This window comes from Cytobacillus sp. BC1816 (genome assembly GCF_051353635.1).
Lineage (GTDB): Bacteria > Bacillota > Bacilli > Bacillales > Cytobacillaceae > Cytobacillus > Cytobacillus oceanisediminis_C.
Genome location: NZ_CP195611.1, coordinates 792,380 through 812,444, shown reverse-complemented (window position 1 = coordinate 812,444; position 20,065 = coordinate 792,380). Strand labels below are relative to the sequence as shown.

The window sequence follows — 20,065 nt, the reverse complement described above, 5'->3', positions numbered from 1 at the left end:
GTTTTAAATATTCTGATATTTTATATCAAAATGATCTAACATCCTTAGATACAGAACTTAACGACGCTGCCTTTTAAGCAAAACATCCATGTTTACTCTAGGAAGATGGTATTCATTTTCTGAAATAATTTTCCCTCTGCTGACTACATAGCGGCACATTGGCTGATGGCGGATTAAGTCAAATGAGTCCCTGGCAGGTAAAGTAACAAAACTTGCAGGTTTTCCAGCATCGATGCCATATTGAGCCTCAATTTGCAGTGTAATTGCCCCTCTATGGGTAATCATGTTTATTATTTCTTCTGCCTCATGTTTTCCAGTCATTTGCGCAAGGTGTGCCGCCATATGAGCAGCCTGTAGCATGTTTCCAGTCCCAAAAGGATAAAAAGGAGTTAATATATCATCATGTCCAATACTAACGTTGATGCCAGCTTTCCATAATTCCTTAATACGTGTTATTCCTCTCCCTTTTGGCCATGAGTCAAAACGCCCTTGCATGGCGGAGCTTACAAGCGGGCACGACACAATATTAATATCGGAATCTCTTACCAACCCAATCAATCGCGCCATATAAGGTTCAGAGTAATGAGCCATCGCATTTGCATGACTAGCTGTTACCTTATTCTTTAAGCCCGTTTCTAACGCCAGCATAGCCACGACTTCCAAGAACCTGGATTGCGCGTCGTCTGTTTCATCGCAGAACACGTTAATCATTCGATTGTACTTTTGAGCAAGCGAAAAACAAATTTCCAGTGATTCGATGCCTTGTTCACGTGTATATTCGTTATGAGGAATGGCTCCAGCTGCATCTGCCCCCAGACGAAGAGCTTCCTCAAGTCTGTTCTGATTGTCTTGATTTGAAATAAGGCCGTCTTGCGGAAAAGCAACTATCTGCAGACTGAGATAAGGTGATACCTGTTCTTTTAGTTCGAGCAGTGCCCGTAATGCTGTAAGATCAGGGTCAGAAATATCTACATGAGATCGTACATGTAAGACTCCGTAAGAAATCTGGTTCTGCAATACCTCTAAAGCTCTTGTTTTAACATCACTGGCGGTTAAGTTTTTTTTGCGCTCTCCCCATATCTGAATTCCTTCAAATAATGTGCCGCTTTCATTCCAGCGTGGCGTTCCAGCTGTTAAAACCGTATCTAAGTGAATATGTGATTCAACAAATGGAGGGAGCACAAGATCACCATATCCCTCTACTTCCTTTTTCCCGCAGGCGGAAATAGTTCCAATTTCTTTAATCAGTCCATCATCGCCAATCGCAATATCTTTCAGGTGGGGATCCGACGGAAATTTAAGATTTCGAATGACTAGATCATACATAGCGCCACACCTTTTTTATCAGGAATTTCACCTAAATTAATGAAGGATCCAGTTTTTTTGACCACGCAACAGACTCAGAAACTTTGCAAATAGGCTGACCTCTTTTCCAGGTTTCCCGTGATGCAGGAAGTTCTGATAAAACCATCCTTATATCTTTAGTATCTAAAATAACAAAGTCTGCCCAATTGCCGGAGTCTATTCCATACCCCTCAAGGTTCATAAAATTCGCAGGGACGGAAGTGATCATTTCAAGCAGCTGTTTCATTTCTTCCTCTGTTGAAAGATGAGCACCATAGCTTGTTAAAAGCGCAATTTTAAGCAAGTCCGCTTTCCCATATGGGTGGAATGGGTCCTGAATATTATCAGAAGCTGCCGCCACAAGTACATTTGCTTCAAGCAGCTGTTTAACACGTGTTAACCCCCTGCGTATAAGTCCCGCATCTTTTCTTCCCATCAAAAACATATTAGAAGAAGGAAGTGTGACAATCCCAATCTGCGCCTCTCGAACAAGCGAGATCAGTTCTTGTGCTTCTGATTCATTCATCGCAGATAAGGAAGTACAATGTCCTGCAGTGACTCTCCCTTGATAGCCCGTCTGTATGGTCCATTTACAAACATCCTTTAAAGATTTAGCTGCCGGGTCATCCGATTCATCAATGTGCAGATCAATATCAACATCTAAGGAAATCGCTAATTCGAAAATATCTGCTATATTAGTCTTGGGATTTTCAGCTAAATGAGGTGCCCCTCCCAATAGGTGAACCCCATTATTTATCGCCCATCGAATATCCTTTTCTGCTTCCTTCGTGATATCAAAAGGACACATTAATACAGCCTCAAGCGTAATGTACCCTGAAAAGGAAGATTGGACTTTTTGATACGCTTCCACTGCCTTATACAAATAGGCAGATGTACCATAATTAAGATGGGTGCGGATCGCTGTTGTCCCATGCTGTATGGCTTTGCGTACAGCAGCAGTCATCCGTTCTGTTATGGAGTCTGTATCCATATCAGCCTGAGCTTCTTCAAATCGCCAAATGGCTTCCTGCAGAGTACCTGAGCGATTTGGTATGGAAGGCCAAGTCAGCGCTTTATCTAAATGCATATGCACATCAACAAAACCTGGTAAAACTACTCTTCCTTCAACGTTTAAAATTTCATAATCCTTGTTTTCCGGAAATTCAATACTGGCATCTGCCACGGAAGTAAATCTTCCATTTTTAATAATTAAATTCTTCAGGTCAGACGAACCTAAAAGTCGAGCATTGTGTATAACAGTTCCAGCTTTCATAGCAGCCTCCTAAACTATCCTTTTACTAAGTCAGTAATCACTCCAATCTTTCCTGGATTAAGTAAGCCAAAGGGATCATTTTCTTTTTTCTTCTGCACAACGGAGTCGATGTATGCCTCCCATCCGCCTTCTTCAAGCAGGTTTGTATGCGGATCGAAAATCTTGACACCAATTGACTCACAGAAAGCAATCATTTCATATAATTGCTCTTTCGTACTGTATCGAATGAGAGGAATTTGCTGAGGAATAAGCTCTCCCTTGCTTCTCATCCAATCAAAGTGGTTATAGAATTCATCTTTATACTTCTCTTTAATTAATTTAATTTGTTCAAGATAACGGTCTAAAGTAAAACTTCCTTGTAAATATGTCATCTTTTCATTAGCCTTTAAAGCCCACAAGGTCGTATGATTCCAGGTAAAATCGGATAACCTGATGCCTTTTTGGTAATTAGATGATGGAATTTCATACGTAATAGCACCGTCATGTTCAACTGCTAATGTTTTTACAAGTTCAAAGTGCTGGTCTTCCACCTCTAATATAACGATATGCTTATCCGGTTCAATCACTTTTTGAAGCGGCTGAAAATAGGATGGGATAGGCCATTCACATGTAGAAATTGAGCGTTTCTTAATTTTGGAATCCTTTGCAGCCTTTTCTGAAAACAGCAAGGAGTTTTCCAGATTGGAAAAAGATGCAATACACTGTGTCCATTCAACACGCTGAGTTGTCCTAAAAACAATTTCCGTAATGATTCCAGTCGTTCCGTAACTATGAATATAATTCATCATGTCTTCACCTTTAACCATTAAAACACGTGGAGTTTCCTCCATAGTGATGACCCTTAATTCTAAGACATTTCCATCCCATAAATTTCCCCAAGTAATAGAACCGATTCCACCGGACCCTCCGCTTACAAAGCCGCCAGCAGTCGCTTTGATATAAGTAGTTGGATAAATGCATAATTCCTGATTTAATTCTCGTAATTTCTTTTCCACTACTCCTAATTTGATTCCTGGTTCAACTCTTACTGAGCCATCTTCAACCTGTATAATCTTATTCATTCTTGTTGTATCAACGAGAATACCGCCATTCATCGGAATAATCTGTCCGTAATTCCCTGTTCCTGCCCCCCGAACGGTTACAGGAATGTTATTTTGTACGGCCAAAATTAAAATATCTTTAATTTCCCCTTCATGTGCTGGCTTTACGACATAGTCAGCAATTTTGTCCTCAAACATTTCTGATAAAACTGGGGAATACCAATAGAAATCCTTTGATAATTGTTTTCTCAAAGGCAACTCTGTAATTACATTTTCTTCCCCAAGAAGAGTAATTAATTTACTATGGAAATCATTCAACTCATTCATCCTTTCTTTTCTGAAAAATGAAGGCGTACATATAAAAAGTTTTAGAGGCTATTAAAATAAAGTTATCCTCTAATTTCTGCGGAAGCTTTATCGATTAAGCTATCAATCTCAAAATTCATCATATCTATTAACATTTCTGCAACCTGTTTTCCGTGGAGTTCATAGATTTCTCTTCCTTTTCCTGCTGAAGCAGTCTTGGCATTTCCTAAAATACCTGAAGAAGATACATCATCAATCGTCCAGGCAAAATTTGATTTCTGAAAGCGCAAAAACTTGGATTTTTTTAATAATTCAGGATATTCACAAAGCACCTCTCCTTCTGTTATCCAATCCGGATAGGCAGCCATAATTAAGGAAGTTTCGTAATCCCCTCCATGGATGCCTAGTAACCTTTCCGTTTCACTAAGAAGACTTTCCTCTACTGAGAGCCCCCCGACATTCAGCCGAAAAACCATTAAGCCTGTTTCCAGCCGCACCTCCCTTGCTGTCAGATTTAGCAGATCGCTGTTTCCTCCATGAGCATTGAATAATAATAACCGCCTAAAGCCGCTTTCTTTTATGCTCCTGCCTATATCCATAATCACTGACTGCAATGTAGACGAAGATAGTGAAAAAGTTCCTGCCCGCCCGAGATGTTCATTGCTTTTTCCATAAGGTAAGGGGGGTAAAACCCATATATTAGTGACAGAAGGAATATGTTTAAATGACTCCTCTAAAACGGTCTCCGCAAGTAGTGTATCGGTGAATACGGGCAGGTGAGGACCGTGCTGTTCTACCGCCCCAATAGGTAGAATGACCAAAGAGTCTTTTTTAGGCATTTCTTGAATTTCTGCAGATGAAAGTCTGGGCAAAAAATGATCCTCCCAGACTCTGCCCGAATATCTTCTCTTCAATTTTTAAGCCTCCTAATTAATTTTTTCTCTATTAATATAATTTCTACATATTATTAAAATTTCTTTTTTATTTTTTGGGAATCATGCAGAGATCCGTTTCAACAATGATTCTTTCTACATCTGCTTGTTTAAGGGATTCATCAATTTGAGAGTAAGCCCATAAAATGACTAGTTCTTCCGAATTGCTGGCATTTACAAATCTGTGAGGGATATTTGCAGGAATAAAAGAAGTATCATACAATTCCAATGCGGTGCGGACACCTTCTACATCACAAAAAGCATTTCCTTTTAGAATAGTTACAGATTCTTCTACATTATGAATATGACAGGGAAGCTCTTTGCCCGGCTCAAATGTAGCCAATCCAACAATGATAGTTTTCGGCCCCATTTCTTTCATCATCATATCGTGAAATTGAACGCCTTTATCCATTTCAAAAGGTTTAATATCTTTATATTTACTTATAACGGGTTTATAAATAATTTCGTTCAACATGTCTCCTCCTTAAAATATGCTGATAAAATTAATTCCAGGGAGGAAAGTTGCTGCAACAATCTCTTTCCTCCTTGAACGAGTAAAGATTTATTTTTTATTTTGATTATATTGAAGGTAAACTACATGTGTTTGAAGATACTCTTCTAGGCCATGCTTGCCATCCGCTCCGCCAATTCCGGATTTTCTCCAGCCTGCATGGAACCCTTGAATGGCTTCAAAGTTTTCCCTGTTGATATAGGTTTCTCCGAACTTCAATTCATTGCATGCACGCATGGCAGCGTCAATGTTTTGGGTGAATATGGAAGATGTTAAGCCATATTCACAGTCATTAGCCAAGCTGATCGCCTCATCCAAGTCTTTAAAGGTCGCAATTGGCAAAACCGGACCAAAAATCTCCTCTCGCATAATTCTCATTTCATTAGTAGCATTTATAATAACGGTTGGCTCAAAATAATAACCGGCATCTCCTGCTTTCTTGCCTCCCGTTAATAACTTAGCACCTGAGGCTATAGCATCTTCAACATGTTTTTCGACAGCTTCCAATGAACCCTTGTTAATCAGCGGGCCCATGTCAATATCAGAATGAATTAAAGGATTTCCAAATTTGGTTTGTTTCATGGCTTCTGCCATTTTTTCATAGAATTCTTCCGCTATATCCTCTTGAACATATACGCGTTCAGCACAATTACATACTTGCCCAGAGTTGATTACACGTGATGCCGCAATAGATTTGACCGCCAAATCTAAATCCGCATCTGCCATCACTATTGCTGGAGCTTTCCCGCCTAATTCCAGCGATACCTTTGTAATATTATCTGCAGCTGCACGCATTACTTCGGCACCTGCATGGTAACTTCCTGTTAAGCTTACTAATCCTACATCTGGGTTAGATGCAAGCTCTTTGCCAATCACACTGCCGCTACCTGTGACAAAGTTGATTACACCTTTGGGCAAGCCCGCCTTTTGAACAATCCTGGCAAATTCAAGCGCATTGTTAGGCGATTCAGCACTTGGCTTAAGTACAATGGTATTTCCAGTGATCAAAGCAGGCGCAGCTTTGCGCGCAATGAGAAAAAATGGAAAGTTCCAAGGCAGTATTCCAGCAACAACCCCTATTGGCTGTTTGAATAATAAAATGTTTTCGTTTGGACGATCACTTTGAATGATCTCCCCTTCATAGCGTCTGGCCCATTCTGCTGTATAGTCCATATAATCTGCCGTAAAGTTAACTTCAACTTCAGCTAATGCGAGGGTTTTACCCATTTCTTCTGAAATGACTCTTGCTAGTTGTTCTGCATTTTCACGAATTCCTTTAGAGATAGCTCTTACGTGCTTTGCTCTCTCAATTGCAGGGATTTTTGCCCATTCTTTCTGTGCCCGGGCGGCAGCATCAATGGCCAGCCTTGCATCAGCTATTGTCCCCTTTGGCACCTGTGAAATCACTTCTGTTGTTGCAGGATTGATTACTTGGGAAGTTTCATTTGAACTAGAGTCAACAAATTCACCATCAATATACATCTGGTATTCTTTTAAACTCTTTGTTGCAGACACAATAATTCCCCCTTTAGCATTATCATCTTAACATCAGACCATATAACCTTAATCCAAGTATAAGGTACACAAACTTTCTGCGTCAATAAGTTTTCTTAAAATTCTGAATGAAAAAAATAAAAAAAAGAGGCTGACTTGGAAAGTCACCCCTTATGCCTTTTTTGTTCCATATTATGATATTCTAACAGCAACTTACTTACTATTGTAAGATGCTCTAACATGGCATCTCTAGCTTCTGCTTTATTGTTTTCTTTAATCGCCTTAGCAATTCTTACATGATGGTTTATAGCTCTTTCCTGAATGGCGGAAGACTCAATTACTTTAGCCATCCATTCCTTTGTTATATCATGTAATATATTCATCACTTGAAGCATAAATGAATTTCTGGCTATTTCTGCAATCGCCGTATGGAATTCCAAATCCGTCTTTAAAAACTCTTCGTTACTTTTAGCATTTCTCATTGAAGAGAGAATATTATCCAGCCTTTTATGATCAATGCCAGTGGACTTCTCAGCGGCCATTTCTGCCAGGTCTGTCTCATATCTTACTCTAGCTTCAATGAGTTCACTAATATTATCAAAGCTGATCTTTGACATAAGGGCCAGGTGTTTTGTGAAAAATCCACCAAATGAATCTGTTGCAAATGTCCCTTCTGGCACCCTGACTTCGATCAGCTCCAATGCAGCGAGCGCACGAGTAGCTTCTCTGAGAGTACTTCTTCCGACACCAAATAACTCCATTAACTCTTTCTCAGAAGGCAGCTTTTCACCTGGAGAAATTGTTCCGTTTATGATTAACTCCATTAATTGCTGAACAATATCTTGGGATAATGTTGTTTTCTTCAATTGATTAATTTTTCCCTCGAGCATACAACCCCTCCATTCATCTGAACATCAGACATTAAATCCTTATTTCTTATTATAGTATGAATTCAGAAGAGTTTGTTAGCTAATTTTTATTTTTTTATAATATAGATAGAGGATATTTCAGCAAGCAAATGAAAAATGCGGAGACAGCGCCCTTGGTCATGTCACACAAAACCTATGTCAGAAAAATATATATTGGTGTCATCACAAGAAACAAAGCCTGAAAAAAACACCCGCCGGCACAGCCAAGACAGCCCTCATCTGCCAGCTGTTCCCCTGCTTCATATGTATTCTCGCCTACATCCCAGCCATTATCCTCTTCTTCATTCTTCTTCATTCTTCTTCTTCTCCTTATCTTCTTGCAGCTGAATCAAGTATCCCCACTTTCCTGTTATTAACCTGGAATAATAGTAAATTATTTTCCATAAAAAAGAAAAGGCCTGCACGGCCCTTTCTTTAGTAATGAATTTTATATTTCTCCGCAAGGATTTTTATATCAACCTTGTAAATAAGATCAATCATCCGCGTCCCGATCATCTGGCAGATCACCGCATAAACAATAACCTTCCAGTCCACGACCACCCCTGTAAGCAAAAGCAGACTGCCATTTATGTAAAATAACGTCCGTCCCGGCGCACTTCCCCTTGCTTTGGAAATAATTAACGCGAGGATATCCATGCCTCCTGAGGAAGCGCCCATCCTAAATAAAATACCGACCCCAACTCCAAAGACTGCTGCTCCAAGCAAAAGATCCAGGAGAACCGGATTCAGCGGTTCCGTTATGTATGGTGTCAGAAAATCGATCGTAACCGAAGTAACCGAAACACAAAACATCGTCCAAATCACACTGCTTTTCCCGAGCCATTTGGCCGCTGCAAGCAGCAGGCCCGCATTCAAAATCCACAAAGTCACCGAATAAGGCGTGTCCAACAGATAATTGAATAAAACCGCCAGACTTGCCGCACCGCCGGATGGAATAAAATGCGGAAACAAGAAAAAGGTCATCGCGATCCCCTGGATGCTGGCGGCCATTCCCAAAATCAAAGATTTATAGAGTACGTGCATAACAAAAACTCCTAACGTTTTTCCTTACTCTATCTTATAATATTTTCATAGAAGAGAAAACCGCACGAGGTGAACAGAGTGACCATTCCTTTTGAAACAGACCGGCTACTGCTCCGGACCATGCAGGCCAATGACTTGGATGCAGTCTATGAGATTTGGGGCTGCCCGGAGGTAATGAAATACTGCGGCGGGGCCAGTGCAAAAAGCAGAATCCAGCGCTCCATCGATTTTTACCGGAGGCTGCAGAATGAAAAAGGCTACTCTGTTTATACTGTTCTGCTAAAAGAAACCTCCTCCATCATCGGGGTTTGCGGGTTTAATCCTTCAGAAAATGAACACGAAGTCGAGCTCCTCTATCATTTTAATCAGCATTACTGGGGAATGGGATATGCTGCTGAAGCTGCCGCAGCATGCGTGGCCGCTTTAAGGAAAAATAGCCCGAACCTCCGAAAAATAATCGCGGCTGTGGATCCAGCCAACCCTGCATCCGGAAAAGTGCTCAGAAAAATCGGCATGACCGCGGCTGGAATGAAATGGTTTGACGATTCACAGCAGGAAGAACTCTGTTATGAAATGGAACTTAAGTAAACAACTGGCCTTCTTTTTTTGCTGTGAAAAAGAAGCTAGCCACAATAAAAAAACGAGTCTGCACTTGCTGCAGACCCGCCTCTTCTATTCTATTAAAATCCAACTGCCTTTTTTCCGCCCACAACAGGAAGGCTGATATAACTTTGCCCAAGCTTTACTTCAAACGTGGCCCCTGTTGCTGATGGAATGGTACGTCTTCTATCGCTTCCGGCGATGATGATGCCGATTCGGTGACCTTCCTTAAAAACATAGTCTTCAGGCAAAACATCCCATTCAAACTTATAGCTCTTGCCCTCTTTTAAAGGGTCATCCTTCTCAATCGTTTTCCAGTTCTGCGGATCAAACCATCCTCTTGTCACGACTTCATATGGTGCTGTGTGAGCAGTTTTTTCTGTTTCTTTGTAACATGCATCATCTGTTAAAATACTTTCTCCCCAACAGCTTTCTGTATTCAGAGTCCGGACTCCCTCTCCAGGGCCTTCATGATGAATGCGGGTATCCGTTCCATAGTCGACAATGAGAACTGTCAAATTAGAGTCTTCTTTATTGACCTTTGCCCGAAGTGAAATTTCAGGTATGCCGCTCATACGGACATCTTCTTCAAGCTGAGGAGATAAAAATGCCAGACGGTCGCTTTTGACAGCCATTTCATTGGTGACCATCTGCTGCTCGGTTTGTGCTGGGTTATCTGTAAAGGATTGCTGAAAATTGCCCTTCACAGGTCCAGTTGTCAGCATGCCATTTGTCTGATCATTCTCGCCTGGCGCTAATCGTATTTTAACATTTGCCGCATTTTGATCCGGCCACGAGGATTGGGTTTCCCAATTATCCGCACCTCTTTCAATATCAACGGCAGGCTCGTCCATAATGCCATTCTCGATGTCCATCAGCCAGTAATCGAACCAGCGATGCAGTGTATCAACCCACTCTGCTCTGCGGAAGTCGAATGGATCGACATGGCCAGTCTGGGTGAGCCACAGTTTTCTCGGAACCTCTTCTTTGGATAGAGCTATCCACCAATCCGCAAGGTGATTCATTTTCACATTGAAATCATTTAATCCATGGACTGCAAACACACTTGCTTTTACATTTTTTACATCCTTAACGTAATTTCTTTCATCCCAGAACTCATTATAATCTCCTGATGGATCATCTGCTTCCGCGTTCAAACGATCAAACACCGGCCTGCAGGCATCTTTGCGGGAGCTGCTGGCAACTCTGCTGGCCAAACCTCCAGGCCCGTTGTTGTAATATGTAAGTCCCTCATAGCGGTAATAATTGTACCAGCTGCTAATGGCCCCAATGGGAACGATTGTTTTTAATCCCTCTACGCCTGTAGCCGCTACCCCATTGGCCAGCGTACCATCATAGGACTTTCCGATCATGCCGACATTCCCGGTAGTCCAGTCCGCTTTCACTTCATTATTATTTTTATCCCACGCTTTTGCTCTGCCATTCATCCAGTCAATCACAACCCGGATGCTTTCAATTTCTTCATATCCGCCTGTTGTCGGACAGCCATCCGAATTATTGGTCCCAACCATTTCAGGCAAAGCGACTGCATAACCTCTCGGTACAAAATAATTATCATAAAATAGAGGGAACTTCTCATTAATGCCATCCTTGTCCCGATCTTTCACTTCACTTTCATTTCCTCTTCCAAGGCTTTCATAATATGGACTCGCATCCATAATCACAGGAACCTTCAGGCCTTCTTCTGTTTCTTTCGGACGTATGATATCCACGGCAATCCTGTCTGCTTTTCCGTTTTCATCCGAATCAAGTGTGGATTCGACATACACTGTCTCACGAATTGCCTCTTCATATGAATAGATTGGCTGAGACCTTACCTCCTCGATTCTCTGTGCAGGTTTTTCTTTCGCAGCAGCATTTCCAGGAGTGTAGGCAAATGATGATAAAGTCATAGAAATGACAGCTAACACAGCTGCAGGCTTGAGAAGTTTATTTCTTTTCATATAATCCCTCCTCTACTATTTGCCACTCATTATATTTCGAGTTTAGAAATATTAATAGATTACTTTTTCCTAAAATTCAATAATTTTCAAAAATTGTTACTCAGTTAATAATAGTAGGAAAGTCTTGGAAATGTCAGGATTCCTTTCAACGGAACGGTAAAGAACTAGTCGAGGATTAGCTGGTGCAGCTGGAGAGTAATCATTTTGACAGCAGAAACTGATTTTTTTGACAAAAAAAACCTGGCACTCATCAAGTGTGCCAGGCTTTCCATTAACAAACCGAATCCGTAGATTTCGGGTTCTTTAATCCAAACAGCGGACGGATGAACAGCGCAACGCCAGTACCAAGCATGGCCATGATGGCCCATACCCAGCCGTGCAGGCTGAAAGATGCGATTCCCCCGAAGTAGGCACCGATGTTGCAGCCGAATGCAAGACGGGAACCATACCCCATCAGCAGTCCGCCGACAATCGCAGCACCTGCGACACCCGGCTTGATTTTGCCAGGCTTGAATGTTCCCTGTGATGCCGCTGAAATGAAGGCACCAAGAATGATGCCGAAGTTCATAACGCTTGTAGAATCAGCAAGCACTGTATTTTTCAATGCCGCTAAATTCGGCTCTGATGCAAAATAGCCCCATGAGGTTACGTCGATGCCCATTGCCATCAGCGTTTTTCCGCCCCATAATGCGAATGCGGATGTGATGCCCCAAGGCGTTCCGCGGACAGTCAGAGTTAGCGCATTCAGCAATGCCAGCACAATCGCTGCTGCGAACAATGGCCAGGATCCTCTCAGAATTTTTTTCCATCCGGCCGTTGTAGGCAGAGCTTTCATCATTGGCGCTTTACGCTTTTTCGCGATTTGCAGAGTTACCCAATAGATCAATGCAAATAAGGCAAGCTGCAGAACCAAAGCTCCGCCGTAGCCGAGTCCCGTAGATGTAGCAAGGGAGATTGGCGGCAATGCCGGTGTTTCTTCCATCCAGAATGAGAAATGGTATGCTCCGATCGTGGAACCAGCGATGAAAGAAATCAGTGTCAGGATCATAGAGGATTGTCCTCCGCCTACCGAATACAAAGTACCGGATGCACAGCCATTCCCAAGCTGCATCCCGATTCCAAAAATAAAGGAACCAAACAGGACGCTAACTCCTACAGGAGACACATATCCTTTAGGCTCGATTCCTGTAAAACTAAAGCCGGTGCTTAAAATAATCGCAAATAATGCTGAAGCAACTGCCAGCATCAGCATATGCGCCTGCAGGCCCTGCCCGTTTCCGACGCTTGCAAAGCGCCTGAATGCAGATGTGAAGCCGAAGCGGGCATGAAGCAAGGTCATGCCGAGTGCAATTCCAATAATAAATAGAACTCCCTGTGTCATGTTCGCTGCATTTATAATGGAAATGAATAAAATGATAGCTGCAAGAACGCCAGCTGCAACAAAAGGCTTTTGAATTGGATTTAAGTTTGAAACAACTGTTGTTGGTGCCAAAACCCAGGATTTACTTTTTACTTCTACTTGAGCCAACCTCATTCACTCCTTTTCTTATCTTTTTAGTCGGATTAAAGTGTAATTTTAAACTATATTTTTTTAAAAGTAAATGGTGAATTTTTCACAAGCCCGATGATTTTTTCCCTTTTTTACCTGATATAATTATATATTTGGAGAGTCATAATTTTAAAGACAGGAAAGGAAAGGATATCATTGCTTAAGCGGTTAAAATGGCCATCGTGGGTATTATTCAGCATCTGCGTTATGGGCATCTATTATTTCATCAGCTCTGGAACTGACACCAGCCTGCAGGCTTTTTCCAGAACAGAAACCACTTCCCCGGCAGCTTTCCCCGGATTAAACCTTGAAACCCGGACAAAGGAAACAAAATCTTATACCCTAGCGATCAGTACTCCGATCACTGAAATTGAGAATTTGAACAAACCCATGAAAGAATGGATTCAGACTCAGGAAAAGGATTTCCTGGAACTTGTGAAGGCAAACAGACAGGTGCTGGACAGCGAAGAATTCCGTGCCCATCTTAATATCAAGGCGGAGCCGAAAAAAGTATCCGATACCATGTACACCCTGGTATTTGAAGCCTACCAGTACAGCGGCGGCGCAAATGGGCAGGCCGCGGTCAAAACGTTCACTATCGACCTTGCGAATCAGAAAATGGTACAGCTTGCAGATGTGATCCGTATGGATGAGAAGTCCCTGACGACTCTCAGGACATTGATAAAAAACCAAATCGGCGAGAAAGAAGAACTCCAGGACTATCTGTTTGATGACATGCTTGACGAAGCTCTGGAAAATCCACCGGGCTGGAAATGGTCACTGAGCGGCAAGAGTTTCACCCTTTATTTTAACGAATATGAGATTGCGGCCGGTGCAGCCGGAGCGGTCAAAGTGAAAATTCCAATCGAACAGATTCGTCCCCTCTTAAAGGATGAAATCGCCCAGCACTTGAAGCTCCCTGACATTCAGCTTCCTGAACCGGAAGTAAAGGAACCAGAAGCTCCCCCGCTGGATCCAAACGGCAAGTATATTGCCCTTACCTTTGATGATGGGCCACACCCGAAAGTCACACCGCTTATTCTGGATATTTTAAAGAAGCATAACGCAAAGGCTACCTTTTATATGCTTGGCAGCCAGGCGCAATTCTATCCTGCCCTCGCAAGCCAAGTGGCTGAAGAAGGCCATGAAATCGGAAATCACAGTGACAGCCATGCAGACCTTTCATCCCTCGGCGAAAAAGAGATCCGCAAAGAAATGGAGGAAGCCAGCGCCAAAATCAAAGAAGCAAGCGGCCAGCTTCCAGCAACCGTCCGCCCGCCTTATGGGGCCATGAATGAAGATGTGAAAAAAATTGCCGGAATGGCCCATACACCGCTTATTCTATGGTCGGTCGATTCATTGGACTGGAAAACACTCAATGCCTCGGCTATTCAAAAAATCGTGAAGGCCAATGCTGTGCCAGGCTCCATCGTCTTGATGCATGATATCCATAAGCCAACTGCTGAAGCACTTCCAGACCTGCTGACCTACCTTGAAAAAGAAGGCTACGAATTCATTACCATCTCCCAGCTACTATCCCTGCAGGAGCAGGAAGTGACCGGTACGTTTTTTGGAAAACGGCAATAATCATTCAACAAGACGCTCAGGATTTTCCTGGGCGTTTAGTTTTTGTCGTTCCCTGCTAGAAGATACGCCAGTATCCTTTTCATATAACTTAATGGAATCCCCGCTCGCCCCGTATACCTCTCCACTATGTGTCCAGCCGTATTTTTCATAATACCCTTGCAAATCCGTCTGTAGATGAAGTTTCTTAAATCCAAGCTTTGCCGCTTCTTCAATAGCATGATCAAGCAGCCGGGCGCCAATCTTCTTCCCTCTGCTGTTAGGATCAACGTACAGACATGCCAGCCACGGATGCAAATCCTGCCGGCTATTGAGGTCATTGCGGATTAACGCATACGTGCCTATGATTTCCTCATTCCCTATCCCAACATAAAACCTTGGGATGCCGTCCCCCGATTTTCCTGAATGGATCATGCAATCCTGATAAAAGCGGAAGTTTTGCTCATTCCCCCACTGTTCCCAGAAAAATTGAACTGCGCTATTAAATAAATGCAGATGTTCATGAACTGCGATAATATTCATTTGTCTTTCCCCCCGCATTAATTATTCCTCTTTAGTTTTGATAATTCCTTTTTTGGCGGCGGAACTCTCTTCGAAGAAACCCCGAGGGGGATTAAGGCTGTTTGTTTGCAGCAGGCTGATTTGAGGGGGCTATGTGGTTTGATTAGTACCATTCACGGATGTTTGCCAATGTAAAAGAAACTATACTGCTTGATTAGTGCCGTTCATGAACGATTTTTTGATAAAGGGTGCTCTTGTGCTCGATTCGTGTCCTCACAAACGGTTTCCCTATACAAAGGGTACGATCCATCAAACTCTCAATCTTCAGTAAACCGCAAATCGCCCCCTGTTATCCATAACATAAGGTCTCTCGTTAAAACGCCAAATAAAGTTTATAGGGATAAAATTTTCCAGCAAGCGCAAAGTAATAATATTTATGTCTTTATAAAGGGGTAACCCGCAATGGATCGATTTATTAATGAAATAAAAGCAGAGCTTGGGAACAATGGCGATTTTCATCTTCAAAGGGACTATCTTGCGGATGCTGCCGTGATGCTGCTGGGATTTAATACACTCATTGATTTTATCAAAACAAGAACGGTGCTTCACAAGCATGCGGAGAGCATCCTTTTGCAGAATCAGCCTTCTGAGGATTTATGGGGGGCCATAGGGGAATTGATGGAAGGGGATGTCCTGAAAGCCATTTCATCCATTTATGAAGGCAAACTGATTATCCATTTTGAAAACACCTCACGGTTTATCATTATGGAGCCTGTACCCGCTATGCTCGATCGTTCGATTGATTCACCCACAAATGAAAATGTTATTCAAGGAGCATTGGATTCCTTTACAGAAGGAATCGATATTAATATCGGCATCGTCCGAAAACTGGTGAACTCGGACGAAATCAGAATCGACTCTTTTTCAGCCGGCCGCAGCCGCAAAAACAAACTATCCTTGCTGTATATAGACGGCCAAGCAGATATAGAACTGGTTAACAGCATTCGTAATCATATTGAAAAAAATATTCAAATGGAAGCCTATAATCTGCAGGGGCTGGCCAAAATGCTGGGGTTTCCGTCTTGGAACGCTATTTCAAAGTTTAATACAACCGAGCTGCCCCATCATGCGGTCCAGAATCTGAGAAAAGGAAAAGTCATTCTGTTCGTGGATCGCTTGCCTTTTGCGCTCATTCTTCCAAGTCTGTTCTGGGATATGTTTGCTGCTGAAAATGACCGGAATTTCCCCCTGCCCATCATGTTGGCCATCCGGCTAATCAGAATCATCGGCATTTTAATTACACTAATAACACCCGGGTTGTATGTGGCTCTGGTTTCCGTAAACCCTGAAGTCCTGCAAATCCAACTAGCTTTATCAGTTGCCCAAAGCCGTGAAGGGGTTCCCTATCCGGCTTTGGCGGAAATCATTTTCATGCTTCTTATTCTGGAATTAATCCTGGAAGCCAGTGTAAGACTGCCAAAATCCATTGGCCCCACCATTACAATGGTCGGAGGAATTATCCTGGGGCAGGCTGCCGTGGAAGCGAAATTAGTCAGCAATCTGCTGATCATCATTCTTGCCGCCACAACCATTGCCAACTCAACCATCGTCGGGTTTCAGAATTCTGTGTCCATTCGGCTGTTCAAATATGCCATTGTGATTCTGGGGGCGATATTTGGCATCCTGGGGCTGGTTGCCGGTTTGGTTTTCCTTAGCGCTTACCTGGCAAGCCTCAATACCTATGGCAAGTCCTATCTCTATTTAAATGTAAAAGGGAATGAAAATAATGGCGGATAAAAGTTTGCATGTCATGCTGATGTATGTCATCAGTCATTTGGGTCTTATTTTTTTTATGTATCCGGGCAATGTGATTTCAAGTACAGAGCAGGGCCATTGGCTTCCTGTTCTGGTAGGAGTGGTCATTCACTTCATTTTTATTAATATTTATATGAAGGGGCTAAGCTATTTTCCGAAAAAAGACATCATTCGCATCTATGCGGGAATCGGAAAAGGGACAGCTATCCTTTTTATTGCCCCGGTTTTCTTATATTTCAGCATGATTTTATTGATAACGCTCCGGGCTTATGCCGAAATCATTACCATAGTCTTTTTATCAAAGACCCCTTTATGGGCCATCATGCTTTTATTGATATCCATTTCGACCTATATAGCAGCCAAAGGAGTCGAAACCATTTTTCGCACCGGACTTCTTCTATCCCTTTTATTTCTTCCCATCATTATCTTTATTTTCTTCACTTCTTTTCAAAACGTGGATTGGAGGTACGTGGTTCCTTTAGATGCAGATCTCGGATTCATTATAAAACGAACTTATTTGGAAAGCTTTTTTGCTTTCTCCGGAGGCTTTCTGTTTCTCGGCTTTGTTCAGCCTTATTTCTCCTATGACAGAAAATATATATTATGGGCCGCCGCCTTCCTTATTCCCTTTTTCCTTTTTTCAGTCTATATTCCAGTTCTGACTTTTGGTCAGGCCACATCAGCCACAACCTTCCTTCCATATGTTGTGGCCGTGGACGCCATCAATATTAATTGGCTGATGTTCGACAGGGTCACAATGTTCTTTCTGCTGAGCCTCATCTCCTTTATCATGCTTTACCTTGCCCTTGTGTCCTGGAAAGCAATCCGAATCTTAAGTCATTACCTTCCTTCCATTAAACCGGTCAAATTATTGCTCGCGCTGGCCGCTGCAGTCTATATTGCCTGCTTTTTTATTCCGGACTGGAAAGATGTCGAGAAATTATTTTGGTGGAATACGTTTCTCAGGTTCTATATTTTGATAGCCATTCCATTTTCACTCTTTTTCTTTGGACGCCGCATGAAAAGGAAGGGTATTGATGAATCCATTTAATCTAAAATCTAAAGCCCCTATTACCGTCTGTCTGCTTTTGACAGTGATGATTTTAACTGGATGCTGGGACATTAGGGATATCAATCATCGGACACTTCCTGTTGTCCTTGGCATTTCCACCATTGAAGACGATCAATACAAGGTTTTTCTAAAAATTCCTGAGCCTGTGGAAGGGTCTATGGAAGTAAAGATAGTATCCGCTACGGGGGAGACCATTTCCCACGCGGTCGATGTCATCAGCCGAAACATGGAGACCAGCGTTGACCTGCTTCATGTAAAAGTAATCATGATTGAGCGGAAAACAGCGGAGGAAGGCATGAAAGACATCATCGCCGGTTTCATGAGATCACGGGAAGTTTCCTCAAAAGCACTCGTCACGATTTGCGACCAGAATATGGATGAGTTTTTTTCCATACTATCAGAATCAAAGAATCTTAAAGGAACCAACATGTTCGATTATTTCGAAAAAAACGCAGGCTGGAATCCGGAAATTGCCCTTACAAGAATATGGGAAGTTTACCGCAGCATCCATTCCTATACACGCGATGTGGCCATCCCCCTGATTGTTACGGGAGATACGACAACTTACGAACAAGTAGGCTCTGCCGTAATTAAAAATGGTAAGATGGTGGAGCAGATCAGCAATGACGAAACCCTGCTATTCAATGCCTTTAACGATGAAAGCACCCATGGACAAATTGAAGTTCTAAATCACGCAAGTGTCATGATCATCGGCAACTCCATGAACCACCATACTGAATTGACTGATAAACAGCCAGTATTGCAGAGCCGAATAAATCTAAAGGTTGTCGTCCTCGAGACAAGGGGCAAAACATCAAGTGATATGATCAAAAAAGAATTGAGCCATCTCCTGTCAAGTCGATTCAGCAGCATGTTAGCCAATCTCCAGGAAAGCGAAGCAGATATTCTGGGCTTAGGACAATTGTATCGTACTAAAATCGACCGGAACGAGCTAAAAAACTGGCGGTCCGTTTACTATCCAAATTTGAAATCTGATATCCAATTTCAGATAGACATTCAAAATGAAGGGTATTTAAGAACAACCTGATGGGACAGTATACCTGGCCTTTTTCTGGTCAGGGGGGATTAAGCATGATTATTAAGAGCGCTTAATGTCGGTTGGCTAATTTAAGGGAACCATTCGGTTTATTTAGTGCCGTTCGTTGTCAGTTTTCTAATTTAAGGAGAACTATTCAGCTCGATTAGTGCCGCTCATAATCAATTTCTCATTGAAAAGAAACGATTTCACTCAATTAATGCCATTTAAGAACAATTGCTCGTTGCGAAGGATAGCATTCCATCCGATGCGTGATGTTCACAAACGAATTCCCAGCAAGCACAAAGGGCGAATTTCTTCTCATTCATGCCGCTCTTCAGGATTTCCCACACAAAGGGAACAATCCCCCACATTCGATTACCCATTAAAAAGACAGGATGAAAAGAAATTATCAAACTTTCGTGAACAAACAAATAAAGGCTGCCCATTTTCGGCAGCCTCAGTTATGTAATCGTTTCTCCAGTACTATCTTATGCAATCCTTTTACATCCGTATAAGTTTCAATCACATCAAATCCATGCTTAATATTTAAAATCAGCATGCTTCGCCATATATTCATTGTCTTCGTCCTAACCACTTTATATCCCGTTTCTTTTAGGTATTCATGCTGCTTTTCCATCAGCATGGAAGCAACACCGTTTTTCCTGTTATCAGGGGCCACTCCGCCCAGCCAGCTATAAAACGTAACCTCATCAATGGCATACCCCATTTTATACCCGATCACCTTTTCTCCATCCACAGCCGCCAGTACCAGCAATTGGGGTTTGCTTTTCATTTTGCTCACCAAACCTTCAGAATCACCGAATATGTTTTTATGAAGTTCTATGATTCCACTTAATATGCCAGCTTCTGGCATCGTGCAAAAGATTGTTAATTTCATCTTGTCCCTCCAGTTTTTATCAAAGACTATACTATTCCTTCAACCAAATTGCCATCAATCCTTCTTTCCTATGTAAAACTTCTAAATTCTTCCCCGCCATTTTTAGGTTAGCAACTCTATTAATTAAAGGATACCACTGCACTCATCGGGATATTTTCGACAAATGTCGGGAGATGACAGGTAACATTATT

General features: G+C 42.2%; 18 protein-coding genes. 5 read left to right on the top strand and 13 right to left on the bottom strand.

Annotation, left to right across the window (positions count from 1 at the left end):
- Nucleotides 1-57: 57 nt before the first annotated feature.
- The 9 genes from codA to ACR42H_RS04335 all read right to left on the bottom strand — a co-directional run bounded on the left by codA (nt 58) and on the right by ACR42H_RS04335 (nt 8,852).
- On the bottom strand, nt 58-1,326 hold the full coding sequence (gene codA, locus ACR42H_RS04375) for a cytosine deaminase (RefSeq protein WP_436374844.1): 1,269 nt from the start codon (nt 1,324-1,326) through the stop codon (nt 58-60).
- 31 nt (nt 1,327-1,357) lie between these two features.
- Nucleotides 1,358-2,617 carry an amidohydrolase family protein gene (locus ACR42H_RS04370; protein WP_436374843.1) on the bottom strand — a complete coding sequence of 420 codons (1,260 nt, stop codon included), beginning with the start codon at nt 2,615-2,617 and terminating at the stop codon, nt 1,358-1,360.
- A gap of 14 nt (nt 2,618-2,631) precedes the next feature.
- Nucleotides 2,632-3,975, bottom strand: a complete 1,344-nt coding sequence (locus ACR42H_RS04365; protein WP_436374842.1) for an FAD-binding oxidoreductase — start codon at nt 3,973-3,975, stop codon at nt 2,632-2,634.
- A gap of 71 nt (nt 3,976-4,046) precedes the next feature.
- Nucleotides 4,047-4,877 carry a creatininase family protein gene (locus ACR42H_RS04360; RefSeq protein WP_436374841.1) on the bottom strand — a complete coding sequence of 277 codons (831 nt, stop codon included), beginning with the start codon at nt 4,875-4,877 and terminating at the stop codon, nt 4,047-4,049.
- A gap of 67 nt (nt 4,878-4,944) precedes the next feature.
- Complete coding sequence (locus ACR42H_RS04355; RefSeq protein ID WP_436374840.1) at nt 4,945-5,370, bottom strand: cupin domain-containing protein; 426 nt, start codon at nt 5,368-5,370, stop codon at nt 4,945-4,947.
- Nucleotides 5,371-5,457: 87 nt separating this feature from the next.
- A complete protein-coding gene (gene aldA / locus ACR42H_RS04350; RefSeq protein ID WP_436374839.1) occupies nt 5,458-6,921 on the bottom strand; it encodes an aldehyde dehydrogenase in 1,464 nt (487 codons plus the stop codon).
- A gap of 143 nt (nt 6,922-7,064) precedes the next feature.
- Complete coding sequence (locus ACR42H_RS04345) at nt 7,065-7,790, bottom strand: FadR/GntR family transcriptional regulator (protein WP_436374838.1); 726 nt, start codon at nt 7,788-7,790, stop codon at nt 7,065-7,067.
- A gap of 172 nt (nt 7,791-7,962) precedes the next feature.
- Nucleotides 7,963-8,124: a hypothetical protein gene (locus ACR42H_RS04340; RefSeq protein ID WP_436374837.1), complete on the bottom strand. Its 162-nt coding sequence runs from the start codon at nt 8,122-8,124 to the stop codon at nt 7,963-7,965.
- 119 nt (nt 8,125-8,243) lie between these two features.
- A complete protein-coding gene (locus tag ACR42H_RS04335) occupies nt 8,244-8,852 on the bottom strand; it encodes a YitT family protein (protein ID WP_113882904.1) in 609 nt (202 codons plus the stop codon).
- A 78-nt stretch (nt 8,853-8,930) separates the two neighbouring features.
- On the opposite strand from ACR42H_RS04335, the gene ACR42H_RS04330 reads away from it, so the two are divergent.
- On the top strand, nt 8,931-9,440 hold the full coding sequence (locus ACR42H_RS04330) for a GNAT family N-acetyltransferase (RefSeq protein WP_436374836.1): 510 nt from the start codon (nt 8,931-8,933) through the stop codon (nt 9,438-9,440).
- A gap of 92 nt (nt 9,441-9,532) precedes the next feature.
- Here ACR42H_RS04330 and ACR42H_RS04325 read toward each other — a convergent pair whose 3' ends face one another.
- Together ACR42H_RS04325 and ACR42H_RS04320 are read right to left on the bottom strand one after the other, a co-directional pair.
- Nucleotides 9,533-11,416, bottom strand: a complete 1,884-nt coding sequence (locus ACR42H_RS04325; protein WP_436374835.1) for a Xaa-Pro dipeptidyl-peptidase — start codon at nt 11,414-11,416, stop codon at nt 9,533-9,535.
- 271 nt (nt 11,417-11,687) lie between these two features.
- Entirely contained in the window at nt 11,688-12,950 is a 1,263-nt protein-coding gene (locus ACR42H_RS04320) for a YeeE/YedE family protein (RefSeq protein WP_181782318.1), read from the bottom strand.
- Between the two features lie 171 nt (nt 12,951-13,121).
- Between ACR42H_RS04320 and ACR42H_RS04315 the strand changes: the two genes are divergently transcribed.
- Nucleotides 13,122-14,552 (top strand): polysaccharide deacetylase family protein, encoded by a 1,431-nt coding sequence (locus tag ACR42H_RS04315; protein WP_436374834.1) that lies wholly within the window; start codon nt 13,122-13,124, stop codon nt 14,550-14,552.
- Here ACR42H_RS04315 and ACR42H_RS04310 read toward each other — a convergent pair whose 3' ends face one another.
- The gene (locus tag ACR42H_RS04310; protein WP_436374833.1) at nt 14,553-15,071 is read right to left on the bottom strand and encodes a GNAT family N-acetyltransferase; all 519 of its coding nucleotides are present in this window, start codon (nt 15,069-15,071) and stop codon (nt 14,553-14,555) included. It lies immediately after the preceding gene.
- 441 nt (nt 15,072-15,512) lie between these two features.
- On the opposite strand from ACR42H_RS04310, the gene ACR42H_RS04305 reads away from it, so the two are divergent.
- From ACR42H_RS04305 to ACR42H_RS04295, 3 genes are read left to right on the top strand one after another with little or no spacing between them, the layout of a single operon-like run.
- Entirely contained in the window at nt 15,513-16,847 is a 1,335-nt protein-coding gene (locus ACR42H_RS04305) for a spore germination protein (protein ID WP_113882899.1), read from the top strand.
- Nucleotides 16,828-17,916, top strand: a complete 1,089-nt coding sequence (locus tag ACR42H_RS04300) for a GerAB/ArcD/ProY family transporter (protein WP_436374832.1) — start codon at nt 16,828-16,830, stop codon at nt 17,914-17,916. Before ACR42H_RS04305 ends, ACR42H_RS04300 begins: the two co-directional genes overlap by 20 nt.
- Nucleotides 17,903-18,985, top strand: coding sequence for a Ger(x)C family spore germination protein (locus tag ACR42H_RS04295; RefSeq protein WP_436374831.1), 1,083 nt, complete (start codon nt 17,903-17,905; stop codon nt 18,983-18,985). Before ACR42H_RS04300 ends, ACR42H_RS04295 begins: the two co-directional genes overlap by 14 nt.
- 448 nt (nt 18,986-19,433) lie before the next feature.
- Here the strand turns inward: ACR42H_RS04295 and ACR42H_RS04290 are convergent, their stop codons facing one another.
- Nucleotides 19,434-19,874, bottom strand: coding sequence for a GNAT family N-acetyltransferase (locus ACR42H_RS04290; protein ID WP_436374830.1), 441 nt, complete (start codon nt 19,872-19,874; stop codon nt 19,434-19,436).
- Between the last annotated feature and the right edge of the window lie 191 nt (nt 19,875-20,065).

Bases quoted from the DNA above. Each gene is read 5' to 3' on its own strand.
- codA (WP_436374844.1), bottom strand. From the start codon at position 1,326: ATGTATGATCTAGTCATTCGAAATCTTAAATTTCCGTCGGATCCCCAC.
- ACR42H_RS04370 (WP_436374843.1), bottom strand. From the start codon at position 2,617: ATGAAAGCTGGAACTGTTATACACAATGCTCGACTTTTAGGTTCGTCT.
- ACR42H_RS04355 (WP_436374840.1), bottom strand. From the start codon at position 5,370: ATGTTGAACGAAATTATTTATAAACCCGTTATAAGTAAATATAAAGAT.
- ACR42H_RS04345 (WP_436374838.1), bottom strand. From the start codon at position 7,790: ATGCTCGAGGGAAAAATTAATCAATTGAAGAAAACAACATTATCCCAA.
- ACR42H_RS04340 (WP_436374837.1), bottom strand. From the start codon at position 8,124: ATGAAGAAGAATGAAGAAGAGGATAATGGCTGGGATGTAGGCGAGAAT.
- ACR42H_RS04335 (WP_113882904.1), bottom strand. From the start codon at position 8,852: ATGCACGTACTCTATAAATCTTTGATTTTGGGAATGGCCGCCAGCATC.
- ACR42H_RS04325 (WP_436374835.1), bottom strand. From the start codon at position 11,416: ATGAAAAGAAATAAACTTCTCAAGCCTGCAGCTGTGTTAGCTGTCATT.
- ACR42H_RS04320 (WP_181782318.1), bottom strand. From the start codon at position 12,950: ATGAGGTTGGCTCAAGTAGAAGTAAAAAGTAAATCCTGGGTTTTGGCA.
- ACR42H_RS04310 (WP_436374833.1), bottom strand. From the start codon at position 15,071: ATGAATATTATCGCAGTTCATGAACATCTGCATTTATTTAATAGCGCA.
- ACR42H_RS04305 (WP_113882899.1), top strand. From the start codon at position 15,513: ATGGATCGATTTATTAATGAAATAAAAGCAGAGCTTGGGAACAATGGC.
- ACR42H_RS04300 (WP_436374832.1), top strand. From the start codon at position 16,828: ATGAAAATAATGGCGGATAAAAGTTTGCATGTCATGCTGATGTATGTC.
- ACR42H_RS04295 (WP_436374831.1), top strand. From the start codon at position 17,903: ATGAATCCATTTAATCTAAAATCTAAAGCCCCTATTACCGTCTGTCTG.
- ACR42H_RS04290 (WP_436374830.1), bottom strand. From the start codon at position 19,874: ATGAAATTAACAATCTTTTGCACGATGCCAGAAGCTGGCATATTAAGT.